Annotated in this window: 22 protein-coding genes; 16 read left to right on the top strand and 6 right to left on the bottom strand. The window is 61.0% G+C overall.

Translation table 11 applies throughout. The annotated features are described in order from the left end of the window. Window positions 1-969 (top strand): L-arabinose ABC transporter permease AraH, encoded by a 969-nt coding sequence (gene araH / locus AD662_RS20270; RefSeq protein ID WP_053180931.1) that lies wholly within the window; start codon window positions 1-3, stop codon window positions 967-969. 320 nt (window positions 970-1289) lie between these two features. On the opposite strand, the gene AD662_RS20265 is transcribed toward araH, so the two are convergent. From AD662_RS20265 to AD662_RS20255, 3 genes are all read right to left on the bottom strand, one after another. Further along, window positions 1290-1670, bottom strand: coding sequence for a Rho termination factor N-terminal domain-containing protein (locus AD662_RS20265; RefSeq protein WP_053189624.1), 381 nt, complete (start codon window positions 1668-1670; stop codon window positions 1290-1292). A gap of 32 nt (window positions 1671-1702) precedes the next feature. Further along, the gene (locus tag AD662_RS20260; protein WP_018613594.1) at window positions 1703-2047 is read right to left on the bottom strand and encodes a hypothetical protein; all 345 of its coding nucleotides are present in this window, start codon (window positions 2045-2047) and stop codon (window positions 1703-1705) included. 84 nt (window positions 2048-2131) lie between these two features. After that, window positions 2132-2788: an HD domain-containing protein gene (locus AD662_RS20255; RefSeq protein ID WP_053189623.1), complete on the bottom strand. Its 657-nt coding sequence runs from the start codon at window positions 2786-2788 to the stop codon at window positions 2132-2134. Between the two features lie 117 nt (window positions 2789-2905). Between AD662_RS20255 and AD662_RS20250 the strand changes: the two genes are divergently transcribed. After that, entirely contained in the window at window positions 2906-3388 is a 483-nt protein-coding gene (locus AD662_RS20250) for a GNAT family N-acetyltransferase (protein WP_003204214.1), read from the top strand. 5 nt (window positions 3389-3393) lie between these two features. On the opposite strand, the gene AD662_RS20245 is transcribed toward AD662_RS20250, so the two are convergent. Next, on the bottom strand, window positions 3394-4026 hold the full coding sequence (locus AD662_RS20245) for a glutathione S-transferase family protein (RefSeq protein WP_053189622.1): 633 nt from the start codon (window positions 4024-4026) through the stop codon (window positions 3394-3396). Between the two features lie 188 nt (window positions 4027-4214). Between AD662_RS20245 and AD662_RS20240 the strand changes: the two genes are divergently transcribed. The 5 genes from AD662_RS20240 (at window position 4215) to AD662_RS20220 (ending at window position 9452) form a co-directional block, all read left to right on the top strand. Then, the gene (locus AD662_RS20240) at window positions 4215-5195 is read left to right on the top strand and encodes a 2-dehydro-3-deoxygalactonokinase (protein WP_053189621.1); all 981 of its coding nucleotides are present in this window, start codon (window positions 4215-4217) and stop codon (window positions 5193-5195) included. Between the two features lie 19 nt (window positions 5196-5214). Then, complete coding sequence (locus tag AD662_RS20235) at window positions 5215-5835, top strand: 2-dehydro-3-deoxy-6-phosphogalactonate aldolase (protein WP_014339482.1); 621 nt, start codon at window positions 5215-5217, stop codon at window positions 5833-5835. Between the two features lie 49 nt (window positions 5836-5884). Continuing rightward, the gene (gene dgoD / locus AD662_RS20230; RefSeq protein ID WP_003179439.1) at window positions 5885-7033 is read left to right on the top strand and encodes a galactonate dehydratase; all 1149 of its coding nucleotides are present in this window, start codon (window positions 5885-5887) and stop codon (window positions 7031-7033) included. Between the two features lie 245 nt (window positions 7034-7278). Continuing rightward, the gene (locus tag AD662_RS20225; protein WP_018613611.1) at window positions 7279-8589 is read left to right on the top strand and encodes an MFS transporter; all 1311 of its coding nucleotides are present in this window, start codon (window positions 7279-7281) and stop codon (window positions 8587-8589) included. 59 nt (window positions 8590-8648) lie between these two features. Beyond that, window positions 8649-9452 carry an IclR family transcriptional regulator gene (locus AD662_RS20220; RefSeq protein ID WP_053189620.1) on the top strand — a complete coding sequence of 268 codons (804 nt, stop codon included), beginning with the start codon at window positions 8649-8651 and terminating at the stop codon, window positions 9450-9452. A 6-nt stretch (window positions 9453-9458) separates the two neighbouring features. On the opposite strand, the gene AD662_RS20215 is transcribed toward AD662_RS20220, so the two are convergent. Then, window positions 9459-10511 (bottom strand): NAD(P)-dependent alcohol dehydrogenase, encoded by a 1053-nt coding sequence (locus AD662_RS20215; protein WP_018613613.1) that lies wholly within the window; start codon window positions 10509-10511, stop codon window positions 9459-9461. Window positions 10512-10691: 180 nt separating this feature from the next. Between AD662_RS20215 and AD662_RS20210 the strand changes: the two genes are divergently transcribed. After that, a complete protein-coding gene (locus AD662_RS20210; RefSeq protein WP_018613618.1) occupies window positions 10692-11582 on the top strand; it encodes an AraC family transcriptional regulator in 891 nt (296 codons plus the stop codon). Window positions 11583-11766: 184 nt separating this feature from the next. On the opposite strand, the gene AD662_RS20205 is transcribed toward AD662_RS20210, so the two are convergent. Beyond that, window positions 11767-13431: an electron transfer flavoprotein-ubiquinone oxidoreductase gene (locus AD662_RS20205; RefSeq protein WP_053189619.1), complete on the bottom strand. Its 1665-nt coding sequence runs from the start codon at window positions 13429-13431 to the stop codon at window positions 11767-11769. A gap of 546 nt (window positions 13432-13977) precedes the next feature. On the opposite strand from AD662_RS20205, the gene AD662_RS20200 reads away from it, so the two are divergent. The 8 genes from AD662_RS20200 (at window position 13978) to AD662_RS20165 (ending at window position 20341) form a co-directional block, all read left to right on the top strand. After that, window positions 13978-14727, top strand: a complete 750-nt coding sequence (locus tag AD662_RS20200) for an electron transfer flavoprotein subunit beta/FixA family protein (RefSeq protein WP_014339477.1) — start codon at window positions 13978-13980, stop codon at window positions 14725-14727. A 2-nt stretch (window positions 14728-14729) separates the two neighbouring features. Then, complete coding sequence (locus AD662_RS20195) at window positions 14730-15659, top strand: electron transfer flavoprotein subunit alpha/FixB family protein (RefSeq protein ID WP_053189618.1); 930 nt, start codon at window positions 14730-14732, stop codon at window positions 15657-15659. A 75-nt stretch (window positions 15660-15734) separates the two neighbouring features. Further along, on the top strand, window positions 15735-16559 hold the full coding sequence (locus tag AD662_RS20190; RefSeq protein WP_053189617.1) for a substrate-binding periplasmic protein: 825 nt from the start codon (window positions 15735-15737) through the stop codon (window positions 16557-16559). Between the two features lie 9 nt (window positions 16560-16568). Beyond that, window positions 16569-16928, top strand: a complete 360-nt coding sequence (locus AD662_RS20185) for a DUF4398 domain-containing protein (RefSeq protein ID WP_018613625.1) — start codon at window positions 16569-16571, stop codon at window positions 16926-16928. Further along, window positions 16925-17734, top strand: a complete 810-nt coding sequence (locus AD662_RS20180; protein WP_018613626.1) for an OmpA family protein — start codon at window positions 16925-16927, stop codon at window positions 17732-17734. Before AD662_RS20185 ends, AD662_RS20180 begins: the two co-directional genes overlap by 4 nt. Window positions 17735-17934: 200 nt before the next feature. Then, window positions 17935-19377 (top strand): aminotransferase-like domain-containing protein, encoded by a 1443-nt coding sequence (locus tag AD662_RS20175; RefSeq protein ID WP_018613628.1) that lies wholly within the window; start codon window positions 17935-17937, stop codon window positions 19375-19377. 85 nt (window positions 19378-19462) lie between these two features. Then, a complete protein-coding gene (locus AD662_RS20170) occupies window positions 19463-19939 on the top strand; it encodes a hypothetical protein (protein ID WP_018613631.1) in 477 nt (158 codons plus the stop codon). 147 nt (window positions 19940-20086) lie between these two features. Further along, entirely contained in the window at window positions 20087-20341 is a 255-nt protein-coding gene (locus tag AD662_RS20165; protein WP_018613632.1) for a zinc/iron-chelating domain-containing protein, read from the top strand. Window positions 20342-20346 lie beyond the last annotated feature (5 nt).

The raw sequence follows: 20346 nt of genomic DNA, 5'->3' as shown, positions 1-20346 counted from the left end.
ATGACCATTCAAAACAATGCACTGCCAACGGCACGCAAACCCCTGGACCTGCGCCGTTTCCTGGATGACTGGGTCATGCTGCTGGCGGCCGTCGGCATCTTCGTGCTCTGCACCCTGATGATCGACAACTTCCTGTCGCCGTTGAATATGCGCGGCCTGGGCCTGGCGATTTCCACCACCGGCATCGCGGCCTGCACCATGTTGTATTGCCTGGCGTCCGGGCACTTCGACCTGTCGGTCGGTTCGGTGATTGCCTGTGCCGGCGTCGTCGCGGCGGTGGTGATGCGCGACACCAACAGCGTGTTCCTCGGCGTCAGCGCGGCGCTGGTGATGGGGCTGATCGTTGGCCTGATCAACGGCATCGTCATCGCCAAGCTGCGGGTCAACGCGTTGATCACCACCCTGGCAACGATGCAGATCGTCCGCGGCCTGGCCTACATCTTTGCCAACGGCAAAGCGGTGGGTGTGTCGCAGGAATCGTTCTTCGTGTTCGGCAATGGCCAATTGTTCGGCGTACCGGTGCCGATCCTGATCACCATCGCCTGCTTCCTGTTTTTCGGTTGGCTGCTGAATTACACCACCTACGGGCGCAACACCATGGCCATCGGTGGCAACCAGGAAGCGGCGTTGTTGGCGGGGGTGAACGTTGATCGCACCAAGATCATCATCTTCGCCGTGCATGGCGTGATCGGCGCCCTGGCTGGGGTGATCCTGGCATCGCGCATGACCTCCGGCCAACCGATGATCGGCCAAGGCTTCGAACTGACCGTGATCTCGGCTTGCGTGCTGGGTGGCGTGTCGTTGAGCGGTGGTATCGGCATGATCCGCCACGTCATCGCCGGCGTGCTGATTTTGGCGATCATCGAAAACGCGATGAACCTGAAGAACATCGACACCTTCTACCAATACGTCATCCGCGGCTCGATCCTGCTGCTGGCGGTGGTGATTGACCGCTTGAAACAACGCTAGACGGCAGGATTACTGGCGACTGATCTACCGCCATCGCGAGCAAGCTCGCTCCCACAGGTTTTTGTGCCAGGGCGCAGAACCCCGGCACAGGCACAGAGCCAGTGTGGGAGCGGGCTTGCTCGCGAAGGCGTCGGCACATCCAACACCTCCTTCGCTGACCCACCGCTTTCGCGAGCAAGCCCGCTCCCACAGGTGTCGTGCCAGGCGCAGAAACTTCGGCACGGCGCAGATCCAATGTGGGAGGCTCAGACCCCCTGCACACCGCAGATCCCCTGTGGGAGCGAGCCTGCTCGCGAAGGCGTCCACCCAGACGCCGACAATCACCCCGCCTTGCGCAACGCCTCCACCAACTCCTGCTTACGCATCCTCGAGCGCCCGGGAATGTTTTTCGCCCGGGCCTCCTTCATCAGGCTGTCCACTGTCTGGGTTCCATGGGAGGCTTTGCTGGTGCGCGGGTGACCTTCGCGGGTCTTGGCGGCGCGGCGGGCCGATTCCTTGCGGTCGGTTTTCTTGGCCGCCGCCGGCTTTTCCTGGCCTGAACCACCGGAGCGTTCGCCGCCACCGGACTGCTTGTTCACGGTCGCCCAGGCGCGTGCCTCGGCTTCGTTCTCGGACACACCTTTTTTCTCGTAGCTTTTTTCAATGTGTGCGGCCTTGCGCTTTTGTTCGGCGGTGTATTTGTCTTTGCTTCCACGAGGCATGGGAAGTTCCTCCTCAAATGTCCGGGCAGAGGCTATTGGCTGGCGGCGCCACCTTCGGAGCCCGACCCACCGGTCGTGGTCTTTGAGCCCACCCCGGTCTCGGCGTTATCAGGCGCTGTCGAGTCCGGTGTATTCATCCCACCCTGGCGCCCCGTGTCATTACCCTGCACACGCGGATCGGTGCCGGTGGCGGGTGGCTGGCCATTGTTCAGGCCGCCGCCAGTACCGTCGGTGTTCAATTTGGGCAGGCCTTGGGTTGCGGGAGAGTTGGGTGCTTGCACAGGATCGGTCGGCCCGGTGCCGGAGGTGGAAGCTGCGAAGGCCACCGAGGACAGCAACGCGGCGAAGGTGAATGCGGTCAGCCTTGAAGTGATCATGGGTGTCGCCTCCATTTTTCAGAATGCTTACCTGATCTTGGGCCTCGCTGGATTTGGGTTGGTGCCTCGGGTGCGACGAATGGTCTAGCCGTCGAGTCCGGCTTCTTCGATGAATTGCTCCATGAAGTTTTTTAGTTTTTCGTGACGGGTCAGCGCCATGTGTTGCCCGGTGGCAGTCTGGAAACCGTTGGCCAGGTGCAACAATTTGGTCTGGAAATGATCGAGGCAGAAACGTCGATCATCGTAATCCCGGGACTTGGCCTGCGGATCCTGAGGGTCATAGAGTGCGCTGCCCATGCGTCCGGCCACATAGAATGTGCGCGCCACCCCGAGCAGGCCCAATGAGTCTAGGCGGTCGGCGTCCTGGAGAATTTTGGCTTCGAGTGTGATCGCTGCGATATTGGCCGAAAAACTGTGAGCCTCGATGGCATGGGCAACGGCGCTGATTTTTTCGTTTGGCCAGTTCAGTGTCGACAACAGTGTCGATGCCTTATCCGCTGCCAAGCGGGAGGCCTGGGCGCGCAGCGGTGAATTTTTTTCCACCGCCACGCAGTCATGCAGCAATGTTGCCGCCAGCAGGATAAGCAGGTCACCGCCTTCATGACGGTGGAGCAAGCGTACGTTGTGCCAGACCCGTTGCAGGTGTGACAGATCGTGAGCGCCATCCTCCGATGGCTCCAATGTATGAGGCAGCAACTGGGCTGCGACGGTTTGAAAAGGTGCAAAGGCGGCAGCGGTCATGACAGATCCTTTGTATGTCAGTACTTCGAGGGTTCGTGGATGATGTTCATTTTCATATGTGACGAGCGCCCCGTGGCGGCTTAGTATGGCGCTTTCAATTGGCTACAAGGCCTGTTCATGTCCATCGAGATCCGTCCTGCGCAACCCAGCGATGCGCCTCAAATCCTTGCCTTCATCACTGAGCTTGCCGATTACGAAAAGGCCCGCCACGAAGTCATCGCCAGTGTGGCGGACATCGAGCGCAGCCTGTTCAGCGAAGGCGCAACGGCCCACGGGTTGATCTGCCTGCGTGATGGCGTGCCGATCGGTTTCGCGGTGTTTTTCTTCAGTTATTCCACCTGGCTGGGCAGCAACTGCCTGTACCTCGAAGACTTGTACATCACGCCTGACCAGCGCGGTGGCGGGGCGGGCAAGACGTTGCTGCGCCATTTGGCGAAAGTTGCCTGTGACAACGATTGCGGGCGTTTCGAATGGAGTGTGCTGGACTGGAACACGCCGGCCATCGAGTTCTACAAATCCCTCGGCGCGCAACCCCAGGAAGAGTGGGTGCGCTACCGAATGGACGGCAAGGTGCTACGGGATTTCGCTAACGGCAACTGAGCACTTCATGAGTGCGCGGCGGATGCGTACTCGGCAAACCCCGGTCGCTGTTCGAGGCGTTTGCAGTAGGCTGCCACGGCCGGATAGTCGGGACGCTCCATGGGCGCCTGGCGCCAGCGGTGCACCGACAGGCCGATAAGCACATCCGCAAGGGAAAACGCCGTACCGGCCACGTAGGCGCCGGTGCGGTTCAACTGCTGCTCCAGCAACCCCATCTTCTCGTTCCAGCCTTTGACGCCGGCGGCGATGCGCTGTGGGTCCTGGAAGTCCGGATTCTTGCGTACCAGGGCGTGGAATGCGTAGCCCCATGACGGGTTGAGCTCTGTGGCTTGCCAGTCCATCCACTGTTCAATGCGCGCCCGGGCGGCAGGCTCGACAGGCAGCAGATCGTTGCGCCCATGCTTGCCCACCAGATAGCGGCAAATGGTGTTCGACTCCCAGAGCACACCGTTCTCATCAATGATCACCGGCACCTGGGCATTGGGATTCAAGGCCAGGAAATCCGGGTCTTGGGTCGAAGAAAAACCAATGCCCCAGTCTTCGCGCTCGTAGGCGATTTCCAGTTCCTGGCAGGTCCACAACACTTTCCTGACATTGATCGAGGAAGTGCGGCCGAGGATTTTCAGCTGTTGTCCCATCACTTTTTCCCTGAGTTGTTTGGCGTCCGCTCAGAAACGTAGCAGGGTCTTGGACGGATGGCGATTGGCTTTGTGGTTGACCTATGAAGTCCCAATATATGGGAGTGATATTTATATATTGAGATTTTGTCGCGCCCAGGTTTATAGTCCGTTCCACTCACTGCCAAAAAACAGAACAGGTGAAGCGGATGCAGGCGCAATTGATCGCGCTCGATTGGGGGACCACCTCATTACGGGCTTACAAACTCGCAGCCGATGGCGAGGTGCTCGAGCAGCGTTCGCTGTCATCGGGGATCATGCAGTTGCCTTCCGGGCCGCGAACCGTGGCCGGCCGGGTGTGCATCGACGGTTTCGAACTGGCCTTCGACGAGGCCTGCGGCGACTGGCTCGATGCTCAGCCAGGCTTGCCTGTGATCGCCTGTGGCATGGTCGGCAGTGCTCAGGGCTGGCGTGAAGCGCCTTACTGCGACACACCCGCCAACGTCGCCAATCTCGGACATTCCCTACGAACCGTTCGCAGCCTTCGCGGTGTCGATGTGCACATCGTGCCCGGCGTGATTCAGCGTTCACGCTTGCCCAATGTCATGCGCGGTGAAGAAACCCAGGTGCTCGGCGCCTTGCACAGCCTACCGGACGAAGCGGTGCTGATCGGCTTGCCCGGCAGTCATTCGAAATGGGTGGAAGTGGCCGATGGCTGCATCGTGCATTTCGACACCTTCATGACCGGCGAGATCTTCGCCGTGCTCAGTGACCACAGCATTCTCGGTCGCACCCAGCAACGGAGTACGACCTTCGATGGCGTGGCCTTTGATCGTGGCGTACAGGTGGCGTTGTCGGTGGACGGCCAGATCGGTCCGTTGTCCACGGTGTTCAGCGCTCGCAGCCTGGGCTTGACCGGTGAACTGGAGGCCAGCGCCCAGGCCGATTACCTCTCGGGCCTGCTGATCGGCCATGAGCTGACGGCGCTGGCCGAGGTGCAGCGTCGGCGACGCGACAGCCTCCATCTGCCGACGGTGGTGCTGATCGGCAACTCCCAACTCTGTGTCCGTTATCAACGGGCCCTCGACGCCTGCGGCTTCTCCCGGGTGGTCCTGGCCGAACAGGCCACCGAACGCGGTTTGTGGCAACTGGCCGTAGCGGCCGGGTTGCTCGATTCCACCGCCCCCTGAACCTGACTGGAGGTCTGACATGCTCACACAAGCACTGGCGCACAACGGGCTGATCGCGATCCTGCGTGGTCTGCGTCCCGAAGAGGCAGCAGCCATCGGCGAAGTCCTGTACAGCGCCGGATTTCGCGTCATCGAAGTACCGCTCAATTCCCCCGAGCCGTACGAAAGCATCCGCATCCTGCGCAGTACCTTGCCCGCCGATTGCCTGATCGGTGCCGGTACCGTGCTCACGCCGGAACAGGTCGAGCAGGTGAAAGCCGCTGGCGGCCAAGTGATCGTCATGCCCCACAGCGATCCGAAGGTGCTGCGCGCGGCGAAAGCGGCGGGCTTGTACCTGTCGCCAGGCGTCGCCACGCCCACCGAAGCCTTTGCCGCGCTGGACGAAGGCGCCCATGTACTGAAGATGTTCCCCGCCGAGCAAATGGGCCCGGCGGTGGTCAAGGCCTGGCTTGCGGTACTGCCGGCCGGGACCGTGCTGGTGCCGGTGGGCGGGATTACCCCGGACAACATGGCGGTGTTCCTCGAAGCCGGCGTCAAGGGTTTCGGCCTCGGTTCCGGGCTGTTCAAGCCGGGCCTGACAGCGGATGAAGTGGCGGTGCGCGCCAAGGCCTACGTGGCCGCATGGAACGCCTTGAACTGAAGACTTTTCCAGCGCCCCGTGCGCTGCATCTGACAAGAGAGACAACAAGATGAAAATCACCAAGCTGACCACGTTTATCGTTCCGCCGCGCTGGTGCTTCCTCAAGGTCGAAACCGACGAGGGCGTGACCGGTTGGGGCGAGCCCGTGGTCGAAGGCCGTGCCCACACGGTGGCGGCAGCTGTCGAGGAATTGTCCGACTACCTGATCGGCAAAGACCCACGCAACATCGAAGACATCTGGACCGTGCTCTATCGCGGCGGCTTCTACCGCGGCGGGGCCATTCACATGAGCGCCCTGGCCGGCATCGACCAAGCGTTGTGGGACATCAAGGGCAAGGCCCTGGGCGTGTCGGTCAGCGACCTGCTGGGCGGCCAGGTGCGCGACAAGATCCGTGTGTATTCGTGGATCGGCGGCGACCGGCCGGCGGACACCGCTCGCGCGGCGAAAGAAGCCGTGGCACGGGGCTTCACCGCTGTGAAGATGAACGGCACCGAAGAGCTGCAGTTTCTCGACACCTTTGAAAAAGTCGACCTGGCCCTGGCCAATGTCGCGGCGGTGCGCGATGCGGTAGGACCGAACGTCGGCATTGGCGTGGACTTCCACGGCCGCGTGCACAAGCCGATGGCCAAGGTGTTGATGAAGGAACTCGACCCCTACAAGCTGATGTTCATCGAGGAGCCGGTGCTCAGCGAAAACTACGAAGCCCTCAAGGAATTGGCGCCGCTGACCAGCACCCCGATCGCCCTGGGCGAGCGCTTGTTCTCGCGCTGGGACTTCAAACGTGTACTCAGCGAAGGCTACGTGGACATCATCCAGCCGGATGCATCCCACGCCGGCGGCATCACCGAGACCCGCAAGATCGCCAACATGGCCGAGGCCTATGACGTGGCGCTGGCATTGCACTGCCCGTTGGGCCCGATCGCCCTGGCGGCGTGCCTGCAACTGGACGCGGTCTGCTACAACGCCTTCATCCAGGAACAGAGCCTGGGCATCCACTACAACGAGAGCAACGACCTGCTGGATTACATCAAGGATCCGCAGGTGTTCGACTATGACAAGGGCTTCGTGAAAATCCCCAATGGCCCGGGCCTGGGCATTGAGATCAACGAGGAATACGTCATCGAACGCGCGGCCATCGGCCACCGCTGGCGCAACCCGATCTGGCGGCATGCCGATGGCAGTTTTGCCGAGTGGTGATTTGCGGCTGATCACTGCGCAGGAGCAAAAGAATCTTGTGGGAGCAAGGCCCTGTGGGAGTAAGGGGTTCTGTGGGAGCAAGGCTTGCCCGCGATGAACGATGACGCGGTTTGACTGGAAAACGCATCGTCTGCATCGCGGGCAAGCCTTGCTCCCACAGAACCCCTTGCTCCCACAGGTCTTGCTCCCACAGGGTCTTGCTCAATCCTTGCCGTATTCGACAAACATAAAAAGAGGCACCTCACATGCAAGCGCACACCCTGAGCGCGCAGGCGTCGTTGGTGACGCCCAGCCGCAAGCGTTTTTTCATCATGGTCCTGCTGTTCATCACCGTGGTGATCAATTACCTGGACCGCAGCAACCTCTCGATCGCCGCCCCCGCATTGACCAGCGACCTGGGCATCGATCCGATCCATGTCGGGCTGATTTTCTCGGCGTTCGGCTGGACCTACGCCGCCATGCAGATCCCCGGTGGCTGGCTGGTGGACCGGGTGCCGCCGCGCATTCTGTATAGCGTGGCGTTGCTGTTGTGGTCGGTGGCCACGGTAATGCTGGGTTTTGCCGCCAGTTTCATCGCGCTGTTCGTGCTGCGCATGGCGGTCGGTGCCCTGGAAGCGCCGGCTTATCCGATCAACAGCCGCGTGGTCACCACCTGGTTTCCTGAGCGCGAGCGGGCCACGGCCATCGGTTTCTATACCTCCGGACAATTTGTCGGGCTGGCCTTCCTGACCCCGGTATTGGCCTGGCTGCAACACGCCTTCGGTTGGCACATGGTGTTCGTCGCCACGGGCGCGGTGGGCATTCTCTGGGCGGCGATCTGGTACGCGGTGTATCGCGAGCCACGGGATTTCAAAGGCGCCAACGCCGCTGAAATCGAACTGATCCGCGAAGGCGGTGGGCTGGTGGATATCCAGGCCGATACCGCCAAGGGCAAGGCGAAATTCAGCTGGACCGACCTGGGCATCGTCCTGACGCAACGCAAGTTGTGGGGCATTTACCTGGGGCAGTTCTGCCTCAACTCCACGTTGTGGTTTTTCCTGACGTGGTTCCCGACCTACCTGGTGAAATATCGCGGCATGGACTTCATCAAGTCTGGCCTACTGGCGTCCCTGCCATTTCTCGCGGCGTTTGTCGGCGTGCTGTGCTCCGGGTTCTTCTCCGACTGGCTGATTCGCCGCGGCGCCACCGTGGGGTTTGCGCGCAAGCTGCCGATCATTGGCGGGTTGCTGATCTCGACCTCGATCATCGGCGCCAACTTCGTCGAGTCGACGCCGCTGGTGATCGCCTTCCTGGCCTTGGCGTTCTTCGGCAATGGCCTGGCGTCGATCACCTGGTCGCTGGTCTCCACACTGGCGCCGGCGCGACTGCTCGGGTTGACCGGAGGGGTGTTCAACTTCATCGGCAACCTGGCGGCCATCGCCACGCCGATCGTGATTGGCTTCCTCGCCAGCGGCGATTCGTTTGCCCCGGCCATCACCTATATCTCTGTCCTGGCACTGGCTGGCGCGCTGTCCTACATCCTGCTGGTCGGGAAGGTCGAGCGCATCGAGTTGTAGTCCGACGGGGCGGGCGACCATAATGCCGCCCGTTCCCCGCTCACTGTTGAAGGCCGGCTATGCTGCAAGACGATCCAAAAATCACCAAGGACGCCGCGCCCACAGGCACGCAGACATTGTTGCGTGGCTTGGGTGTGGTCCAGGCGGTCGCCAGCGGCGCCCGTGACTTGAAGGAAATCGCCCGGCTGATCGGCACCACCCGCAGCACCACCCATCGCCTGGCCAGTTGCCTGGTGGATGAACGTTACCTGCGCGTGGTGCCGCAAGTGGGCTACCTGCTGGGGCCGAAATTGATTGAGTTGGGCTTTCAGGCCCGGGAAGAGTTGCCACTGGTGAGCCTGGCGGGGCCTTACCTGGACGAGCTGTCGGCGCTCACCGGGGACACCGTGCACTTGGCGATTCGTGAAGGTGACGAAGTCTTGTACCTGCTGAAGAATCCAGGGCGCAACGGCCCGGAAATGCGCTCGCGCGTAGGCCATCGCATGCCGTTGGCGCGCACTGGGATCGGCAAGGCGCTGATGCTTGATGACTCGCAGGAACAATGGAAGCGGCTGTATGAAATCAGCCTGCCAGCGGGTGGGAAGAATCAGTTCTGGCCCCAGCATCAGGAGCAATCCTGGGAACAGTTCCAGCAACGGATGGTGGAGTATGTGGCGGGAGGCTATGCCTTCGACCTGGAAGACAACGAACCGTCGATTCGCTGTGTGGCGGCGCCGATCCGTGACGCCGGCAAGCGCATTGTTGCCGGTATCAGCATCGCCAGCACCGTGCCGTACATGCCGCTGGAAAAAATGGCCGAGCTGATTCCCCTGGTCAAAGGGGTCACTGCCCGGCTGTCGGCGGAACTGGGCGCCAAGGTTTGACGAACGTCAGGCCTTGAGCGTGGCCATGTCGATGACGAAGCGGTACTTCACATCCCCGGCGATCATGCGGCTGTAGGCCTCGTTGATCTGGCGGATGTCGAGCATTTCAATGTCGCAGCTGATGTGGTGTTCGGCGCAGAAGTCCAGCACCTCTTGGGTTTCTGCGACACCGCCGATCAGCGAGCCGGCGAGGACACGACGACCCATGATCAGTTTTGCCGCGTGTACCGGCGGATCGATCGGCTCGACCAGACCCACGATGATGTGCACGCCGTCGAAACGCAGCGTGTCGAGGTAGGGATTGAGGTCGTGCTGCACCGGAATGGTGTCCAGCAGGAAGTGGAATCGTCCCGCTGCGGCGGCCATCTGTTCGGCGTCGGTGGACACGATCACATGGTCCGCGCCCTGGCGACGGGCTTCTTCGGCCTTGCTCGCCGAGCGGGTGAACAACGTGACTTCTGCGCCCATGGCCTTGGCGAACTTGATGCCCATGTGGCCCAGGCCGCCCATGCCCAGCACGCCAACCTTGTCGCCAGCCTTCACGCCATAGTGCTTGAGGGGCGAGTAGGTGGTGATGCCAGCGCAGAGAAGTGGCGCGGCGCTGGCCGGGTCGAGTGCTGCCGGAATGCGCAGCACAAAGTGCTCGCTGACCACGATGCTGTTGGAGTAACCGCCCATGGTGTGGCCGCCACTCACGCGGTCCGGGCTGGCGTAGGTCTGAGTCATGCCTTCCAGGCAGTATTGCTCCAGGTCAGCGCGGCAAGCTTCGCACTCGCGGCAAGAGTCGACCATGCAGCCGACACCGACCAAATCGCCTGCTTTATAGCGGGTGACATTCGCGCCGACGGCGGTGACTTTGCCGATGATTTCATGGCCGGGCATCAGCGGGTAAACGGCGATGCCCCATTCATTGCGGGCCTGGTGGATGTCGGAGTGGCAGACGCCGCAGTAGAGAATGTCGATCGCCACGTCGTCGGCTCGCGGGCTGCGACGCTCGAACTTCATGGGGGCGAGGGGAGTGGTGGCCGACTGGGCGGCATATCCGATGGCTGTGTACATGATGGACCTCGCTAAGCAGTGAACGGTGAGGGGTTCCATTCTGGGAGTCCTGGCGGCCGGCGGCGATGGCGATTCCTCCGCCTGTCATGCCTAATCCTCCGGTCTTGGCCAGGATCTGATCCTATGTGACGCCAGACCTGCGATGATGGTTTCATCCCATTTTTCGTGAAGTTTTCGCCCATGTTGTTGACCCGCCATCTCGATGCCAACGCCACGCTGGTTTCATTGATAGAACCCCTGGCGACCCGCGACGGCTTCGTCCCGACGCCACTGCCTGGCGTACATGCGCTTCGGGCCAGCCAGGACGTCGCCCGTGGCCCGCAGCTCTACGAGCCGAGCCTGGTGATCATCGCCCAGGGCAGCAAATTGGCGTACCTGGGACCTCGCACGCTGGAATATGGCGCCGGGAATTATCTGATCCAGGCCTTGCCGGTGCCATTCGAATGCGAAACCTACGCCATGCCCAATGCTCCGCTGCTTGGGGTTTCCGTTGCAATCGATCGGGCGATGCTGGGGGAGTTGGTACTGGCCATGGGGCTGGTGCCGGGACGGAACCTGGCGCCGCAGACGCCGGAGTCGATGACCTGCGCCGTGCTCGATGACGCCATGCGTGGGTGCGTCGAACGCTTGTTGCGTTGCTTGCACGACCCACTGGAATGCCAGGTCATGGGCCAGGCGCGGCTGCGGGAGTTGCTGTTCGTCGCGTTGCGCGGGCCCCAGGCCGATGTGCTGCGGGCGCTGGTGGAGCAGCAAGGCCAATTCGCCCGGATTGCCGCGGCCCTGAGCCATTTGCATGCGCACTTCACTGAGCCGCTGAACGTCGAGACCTTGGCCGGTTGCGCGAACATGAGCGCCTCGACCTTCCATGAGCATTTCAAGCGCAGCACGTTGCTGTCGCCCGTGCAGTACCTCAAGCGCTTGCGCCTGCTCAAGGCCCAGCGACTGCTGCTCACCGAGGGCATGGGCGTGGCCCAGGTCGCGCACCAGGTGGGGTATCAGAGCTCGTCGCAGTTCAGTCGGGAGTACAAGCGCTACTTTGAACGCAACCCCGGGGAAGAGCGCGCTGCCTGAGTCTTTGAAAATCCCTTGTGGGAGCGGGCTTGCTCGCGAAAGCGGCATATCTGCCGGTATTTTTGTCGACTGACACACCGCTTTCGCGAGCAAGCCCGCTCCCACATTTGGACTGTTGTGTTGCTTGAATCGGAGGCAACAAAAAGGCCCCCATTACGGGAGCCTTGATGTTCAGCGCAACGGCTTACATGTTCGGGTAAGTCGGTCCGCCAGCGCCTTCCGGCGATACCCAGGTGATGTTCTGCGAAGGGTCCTTGATGTCACAGGTCTTGCAGTGCACGCAGTTCTGGGCGTTGATCTGGAAGCGCTTCTCACCGTCTTCCTTGGTCACCACTTCGTACACGCCGGCCGGGCAGTAGCGCTGGGCCGGTTCGTCGTACAGTGGCAGGTTCTTGCTGATCGGGATGCTCGGGTCGGTCAGCTTCAGGTGGCAGGGCTGTTCTTCCTCGTGGTTGGTACCGGAGATGAACACCGAGCTGAGTTTGTCGAAGCTGATCTTGCCGTCCGGTTTCGGGTAGTCGATTTTCTTGCAATCGGCTGCCAGCTTGAGGCAGGCGTAGTCGGGTTTGGTGTCGTGCAGGGTGAACGGCATTTTGCCGCCAAGGATGTTCTGGTCGAACCAGTTGAAGCCGGCACCGATGATCGGGCCGAACTTGTGCATCGCCGGGCCGAAGTTGCGGCTGGCGAACAGTTCTTCATAGAGCCAGCTGGCTTTGAAGCGGTCGACGTAGCTGGTCAGTTCATCACCGCCTTCGCCGCCGGATAGCAACGCTTCAGCCACCGATTCGGCGGCGAGCATGCCGGATTTCATGGCGGTGTGGCTGCCCTTGATCTTGGCCACGTTCATGGTGCCCAGGTCGCAGCCGATCAATGCGCCACCCTTGAAGACCATTTTCGGCAGCGAATTGATACCACCCTTGGCCAATGCACGGGCGCCATAGCTAATACGCTTGCCACCTTCCAGGTACTGCTTGAGCACCGGGTGATGCTTGAGGCGCTGGAATTCGTCGAACGGCGACAGGAAGGTGTTGCTGTAGGAAAGATCGACGATCAGGCCGACCACCACCTGGTTGTTTTCCAGGTGATAGAGGAAGGAGCCACCGGTGTTCTCGGTGCCCATGATGTCCAGCGGCCAGCCGGCGGTGTGCACCACCAGGCCGGGTTGATGCTTGGCCGGGTCGATTTCCCAGATTTCCTTCAGGCCGATGCCGTAGTGCTGGGCGTCAGCCTCGCTGTCCAGGTTGAAGCGCTTGATCAGTTGCTTGCCGATGTGGCCACGGCAGCCTTCGGCGAACAGCGTGTACTTGCCACGCAGTTCCATGCCAGGGGTGTAGAGGCCTTCCTTCGGATTGCCTTCGCGGTCGACACCCAGATCGCCGGTGATGATCCCGCGCACCACGCCGTTCTCGTCGAACAGCGCTTCCTGGGCGGCGAAACCCGGGTAGATTTCCACGCCCAGGTTCTCGGCCTGCTGGGCCAGCCAGCGGCACAAGTTGCCCAGGGAAATAATATAGTTGCCTTCGTTGTGCATGGTCTTGGGCACAAAGAAGTCAGGGATTTTGCTCGCGGCCTCGGCGTTTCTCAGGACATAAATGTCATCGCGCACGACGGGCGTGTTCAACGGGGCGCCGAGTTCTTTCCAGTCCGGGAACAGTTCGTTCAGGGCGCGGGGCTCGAACACCGCACCGGAGAGGATGTGCGCACCGACCTCGGAGCCTTTTTCGACCACGCAGACGCTGATTTCCTTACCGGCTTCGGCGGCCTTCTGTTTCAGTCGGCAAGCGGCAGACAGGCCAGCGGGGCCGGCACCGACGATGACCACGTCGAATTCCATGTATTCGCGTTCCACAGGGCTATCTCCTACTCAAGGCTCACAGTTTTTTCTAATTGGAGGTTTGGCGTTGCATCCGTTGTTTCCTTCGCGAAAAGCGACGAAAGCGGCAATGGATGAAACGCGTGTCTCTCTTAAGCGGCGCATTATATCTACACCACTCTCAGGGTCCAATACAAACGTTTGTTTGAAATTGCCGCAGCCCAGATAAATCACTGACGTACGGCTTATGACTGACCATTTTGCCGTATTGACCGGAATAGGCGTTCCGGTCAAGATACGGGCGGTTTTGCGCTCGCCGTAGGCTGACTGTTGGTTTCAAGAGCACCTCTAAAGACAGGGCGAAGGCAGCACAAAGTGACGCATTGCGTGGTTCAGACGCGCAGTTTACACGCCGCGATAATGAATGACTCATCGGTCATCACTGACGAATGGTCTTCACTCCCGTGAGCTGGGTCATGTGTGGTTCATGCCGGCGTTTTTAGAGGTGCCCTTGCGCCCATGAGCATCAACCGCCAGGTTCGCCTAGGCGACTTTTTTTCACCGGAGAGTAACGAGGAATCCATGAAGGTTCTTGTAGCTGTCAAACGAGTGGTCGACTATAACGTCAAGGTTCGCGTCAAGGCGGACAACTCCGGCGTCGACCTCGCCAACGTCAAGATGTCGATGAACCCTTTCTGCGAAATCGCCGTAGAAGAAGCCGTACGCCTGAAAGAAAAAGGCGTGGCGACTGAGATCGTCGTCGTCTCCATCGGCCCGACCACCGCCCAGGAACAACTGCGCACCGCGCTGGCACTGGGTGCCGATCGCGCCATCCTCGTCGAATCCGCCGAAGACCTGACCTCGCTGGCCGTGGCCAAGCTGCTCAAGGCCGTTGTCGACAAGGAACAGCCATCGCTGGTGATCCTCGGCAAACAAGCCATCGACAGCGACAACAACCAGACCGGCCAGATGCTCGCGGCATTGAGCGGCTACGGTCAGGGCACCTTCGCGTCCAAGGTCGAAGTGTCCGGTGACAGCGTTGCCGTGACCCGCGAGATCGACGGCGGCGCGCAGACCGTTTCCCTGAAACTGCCGGCCATCGTCACTACCGACCTGCGTTTGAACGAGCCGCGCTATGCGTCGCTGCCAAACATCATGAAAGCCAAGAAGAAGCCGCTTGAAGTGCTGACGCCTGACGCTTTGGGCGTTTCCACCGCCTCCACCAACAAGACCCTCAAGGTCGAAGCGCCGGCTGCACGCAGCGCGGGCATCAAGGTCAAGTCGGTGGCTGAACTGGTCGAGAAACTGAAAAACGAAGCGAAGGTGATCTGATCATGACTCTCCTCGTAATCGCCGAACACGATAACAAGGCGCTGGCTCCGGCCACGCTGAACACCGTTGCTGCCGCTGCCAAAATCGGTGGTGATGTCCACGTCCTGGTGGCCGGGCAGGGCGCTGGCGCCGTGGCCGAAGCCGCTGCGAAAATTGCTGGCGTGGCAAAAGTACTGTTGGCCGACAACGCCGCCTACGCGCATCAGTTGCCGGAAAACGTTGCTCCGCTCGTCGCCGAGCTGGGCAAGGGCTACAGCCACATCCTGGCTGCCGCCACCTCCAACGGCAAAAACATCCTGCCGCGCGTGGCCGCTGCGCTGGACGTCGACCAGATCTCCGAAATCATCTCGGTAGAAAGCGCCGACACCTTCAAGCGTCCGATCTACGCCGGCAACGCCATTGCCACCGTGCAATCGACTGCTGCGGTCAAGGTCATCACCGTTCGCGCCACCGGTTTCGACCCGGTTGCCGCCGAAGGTGGCTCGGCTGCCGTTGAAGCCGTAGGCGCTGCCCACGACGCCGGCATTTCCAGCTTCGTCGGCGAAGAACTGGCCAAGTCCGATCGTCCGGAACTGACCGCTGCCAAGATCGTCGTTTCCGGCGGGCGTGGCATGCAGAACGGTGACAACTTCAAGCACCTGTACGCCCTGGCCGACAAGCTCGGCGCTGCCGTCGGTGCTTCCCGCGCCGCGGTCGACGCCGGTTTCGTACCCAACGACATGCAGGTCGGCCAGACCGGCAAGATCGTTGCGCCACAGCTGTACATCGCCGTCGGTATCTCCGGCGCGATCCAGCACCTGGCGGGCATGAAAGACTCCAAAGTGATCGTTGCGATCAACAAGGACGAAGAAGCACCGATCTTCCAGGTGGCCGACTATGGCCTGGTCGCGGACTTGTTCGAAGCCATCCCTGAGCTGGAGAAGCTGGTCTAATCCGGCGTCTTCACTTATAAAGAGCCCGGCCCTTTGGCCGGGCTTTTTATTTCCGCATCAGAGGAGCGTATTGCCATGGATCTGCGCCGTTTGGCTGGCTGGTCGTTGCTGTGGACGTTGGCGCTCGTGCCAGGCCTGTCTGTCGCCGCCGGCAAATGTGAACGACTGATCGCCACCGGCAGCCCGGATGCGCCGCCCTATCTCTGGCAAGACCCTCAGGACCCCAAGCACTTGATTGGCGCCGGTGCCGACCTGTTGGCGCACGTCGCGCAAGAATTGGGGATCAAGATCGAACTCTTGTATGCCGGCAAGCGCGCCCAGGCGTTGGACGAAGTGCGCAGTGGCCGCATGGACCTGCTCACCGACGCTCCGCTGACCGTTACCGGGCTTGAAGTGCTGGACTACGTTCATCCGCCCTTGCTCGAAAACGATTACCTGGTCTGGACCCGCAACGACTCGACGCTGGTCATCAACCAGCCCGGAGACCTTCACGGTCATCCCGGGGCCTTGTCGGAAAAGGCCTCAATGACCCAGGGATTCGGCGTCTTTGCCGAGCAGCAATTGTCCCTGGTGCGCACGCCCAACCTGACCCAGGCCTTTCAGAAATTGCTGCTGGGCGAGGTGGAATATGTCCTGGCGGGGCGCTACTCGGGCCTGGCAATGGCGCAGACACTGGGAATGGCCAACGACCTGCAAGCCGCACCGCAACCGGTGGACAAACCGGGGTTGTTTCTCGCGATCTCTCATAACTCCGCCTGCAATGACCCATGGTTACGCGGACAGCTGGCGCAAAAGATGACAGAATTGGCCGCGTCCGGTCTGACGGAGGCTGTGTTGCAGCGCAATCTCGAGCGCTGGAGAACACAGTTGCAGCTACCTGTCAGTGCCCCAAAACAGTAGGGAACATTAGTGACTATTCGACCTCTTTTCGCTGCCCTGGCCGTTCTGGCTCTGGCGGGCTGCGCAGCCGATCCGGCGCCGAATGAACAGATCCGCCTGACCGAACAGGCACTGAACCAAGCCCGGGCCGTTGGCGCCACTGCCGACGAAGTGCCCGAATTGAAACTGGCTGAAGAAAAGTTCGCCCGCGCCAAATCCAACATGGCCGACGAATCCTACAAGAAGGCGCGCATGCGGGCCGAACAGGCCGAACTCGACGCCCGCCTGGCCGAAGCGAACGTGCTGACCCTCAAGAGCCAGGAGCAACTGAACGTGCTCGACACCCGCATCAAGCGCTTGCGCAAACAGTTGCGGGAGGATGCACAATGAAGCACTCCCACGTATTGGGCGGTCTGGTCCTCGCCGGCCTGGCCAGCTTGTATGGCTGCGCCGGCCAGCGCAGCGAAGCGGCGCTCGAGCAGGCCAGCACCGACTTTCAGAAGGTCAAGGAGGACGCCAACGTCCTGCGTGCCGCCCCCCGGGACGTGATCCGCGCGGGTGAGTCCCTGGCCCGTGCCGATCGGTTATCCAGCTACTGGGGCAGCGGCGAAGATGTGCAGCATTACGCCTACCTGAGCCAGCGCTACAGTGCCATCGCCCGGGAGCACAGCAACCAGGTGCTCAACGAAGAGCGCGCGGCGAAGCTCGAACTGGAGCGCCAGCGCCTGCAATTGGCCCTGCGTGAATCCAAGTTGTTGAGTGTGCAGCAGCAGGGCAAATGGCTCGAAGAACAGATCATGGCAATGGCGACCACACAAACCGATCGCGGCTTGGTGATGACCCTCGGTGACGTGCTGTTCGACACCGGCGAAGCGGAACTGAAAAACTCGGCCAACCGGGTCGTGCTCAAGATCGTGCAGTTCTTGCAGCTCAACCCCAAGCGCGTGGTGCGTATCGAGGGGTACACCGACAGCACCGGCGGCAAGCAGGAAAACCTCAAGCTGTCTCGTGACCGCGCGCAAGCGGTAGCGGATGTGCTGGTGGACCTGGGGATCGACGAAAAGCGTATCCAGGTCGAAGGCTACGGTGATGGATACCCTGTGGACGTCAACGCTTCCGAGCGTGGCCGGGCACAGAACCGTCGCGTTGAAATTGTGTTCTCCGACGAAAAAGGCCAGCTCGGCGCCGCCCGCTGAGGGCTGCGTCACTGGAAAACCCGGCCCCTGTAAAAGGCGCCGGGTTTTTTTGGCCCTGCAATCGATGCACGATGAGTACAGTTAGAGCTGTCACTCCACTGTACTGTCGAGTAATCTGGCAACTGTCCCAGTACACTTCTAAACTGTTCCGGTATCGTTTCCGACAAGAATAAAATGCCCGTGAAATCGAGTGCTGCGTCATGACCAACCTTCTGCTCTATCAACGTATTGCTCAACAGCTGGCTGAAGACATCCGGCGCGGTGTGTATCAGCCTGGTGAGCGCGTGCCGTCGGTGCGCAAGATGAGCTCGCAGCTCAACGTCAGCCATGCCACGGTGCTGCAGGCCTACGCCAACCTTGAAGACCAGGGGCTGATCCGCGCGCGGCCGCAGTCGGGCTACTACGTGCACCAGACGCCGGCCCTGACGGCACCGACGCCGGACATTGCCCGGGTCGAGCGTCCGGGGCTGGTGACGCGCAGCAGCATCATCCAGCAAGTATTGGTCGAGTCGCGCCGCGAAGGGGTGTTTCCCCTGGGCGCTGCGGTGCCGAGCGTCGACTATCTGCCGGTCCGGGCCCTGCATCAGCAATTGGCCAAGGTCACGCGTTTCCACAGCCCACGGGCGTTCAGCTACATGTTCAGCCCGGGTTTCGAGCCATTGCGCCGTCAAGTGGCGATTCGCATGCGCGATGCCGGCGTCGTGGTAGACCCTTCCGAGGTGGTGATCACCCACGGGTGCGTCGATGCACTGCAAATGTCCTTGCGAGTGCTGACGCGGCCGGGGGACTTGATCGCCGCCGAGTCGCCGACCTATTACGGCTTGCTGCAACTGGCGGATCTGTTGGGCCTCAAGGTCATCGAAATCCCCAGCGACCCGGTCACCGGGATGAGCCTGGAGGCCTTGCAGTTGGCGGCCAACCAATGGTCGATCAAGGCGTTGGTGCTGACCACGCGCCTGAGCAATCCTTTGGGCGGCACCATGCCTGAAGAGCGGCAAAAGCAATTGCTGCGCCTGGCTTCGGACTTCGACATCCAGATCGTCGAGGACGATATCTATGGCGAGTTGATGTTCGAACAGGGGCGCACCAAGGCCCTCAAGGCCTACGACCGGCTGGACCGGGTCATCTACTGTTCGAGTTTTTCCAAGACGTTGTCGCCGGGCGTGCGCATCGGCTGGATGATCGCGGGTAAATTCCAGCAGGAAATCCAGCGACTCCAGACCTTCAGCACCCACTCCGCGTGCAGCGTCACGCAGATGGGCATCGCCGCGTACCTGGAAAACGGCGGCTATGACCGGCACTTGCGCTATATCCGCCAGGAGTACCGCAAGAACCTCAGCGCCTTTCAACTGGCGGTGCAGCAGTACTTCCCCGAAGGCACGCAGATGAGTCGTCCCACTGGAGGCTTCATCCTGTGGGTCAGCCTGCCGGGGCGGGTCAATACCCAGGAGTTGCATGTGCGGGCGTTGCAACAAGGCATCAGCATCGCGCCAGGGCTGATTTTCAGTAACACCGAGCAGTTCAACCACTGCATTCGCTTGAACTGTGGCACTCCCTGGAACCGTGAGGCGGAGCGGGCCTTGATGACACTGGGGATGTTGGCCACTCAATTGTGCCAAGAGACGGCCAACGGATTTCTTTAGGCGCCAGTGGCTTAGCTCGATGTGCTTGTCAGCGCCTCATTATCAGGCGAGCATGGGGGTCCCTGTCGTCAGTGCCGTTGTGTCTATGAAAGCCATTGTTCCTGCTGCCTGGGTTTTGATCGGCCTGTTGAGCGCCTTCCACATGGGAGGCGTCGTCGCGGCAACTCCAGCGCAGGAAAAACCGGCCGCCAGTGCCACGAAAGATACGCCGAAAAAAACGGCAGTGACCAAGAAGCCTTCCACTAAAAAGGCAGCTCCCGCGAAGAAAAAGCGCGCGCCCATCGCTTCCAAGAGCAAATCCGCCCGCGAGGTCGCCAAGACCCCATTGCCGCCGGCCAAGCTCGATCTGAGCCTGCCTCGTGAGATGGTCGAGGAACTGCAACCACCGGGTAAGGTGGTGCAGTCCAAGCGTGAGCCGCTCTTGCCGTCGATGTTCGGCGAGAAACCCGGGCCGTTTCAGCTCAATGGCCGTTTGTTGAGCAATGAAATGCAGCTGCCACTGCGCAACCAGGAGCGCAATGAGGTGGAAGGCGCGGCGCTGGACTTCGAATTCAAGCAATAAACCTTCGACAGGCCTGCAGTTCGTCGTTGACCATTCGGTCATCCCGCCATGGGCAAAAAAACACGCAGACGGTAATTTAAAACGAGTGTTTTAGCCGGTACTCTGTGTTCTGTTACTAACCATTACTGTCGTGAGGATGTCGCCGTCATGAAATGCCGTGAAGGCTGTGGCGCCTGTTGCATCGCCCCTTCCATCAGCTCATCGATCCCTGGCATGCCTCAAGGCAAACCGGCGGGAGAACGTTGCGTGCAATTGTCAGTCGATAACCTGTGCCGGATCTTCGGCCAGCCGGAACGTCCGGCAGTGTGCTCGGCGTTCGACGCCGACATCGAGGTGTGCGGCAGCAGCAGTGAAGAGGCCATCCGGCTGATCGGTTGGTGGGAGCAAGTCACGGCAGCGTAATGATT

Source organism: Pseudomonas kilonensis (assembly GCF_001269885.1).
In the GTDB taxonomy this organism is placed as follows: Bacteria; Pseudomonadota; Gammaproteobacteria; order Pseudomonadales; family Pseudomonadaceae; genus Aquipseudomonas; species Aquipseudomonas kilonensis.
The sequence above is the reverse complement of the archived record's forward strand: the minus strand, read 5'-3'. Positions and strand labels throughout refer to the sequence as shown.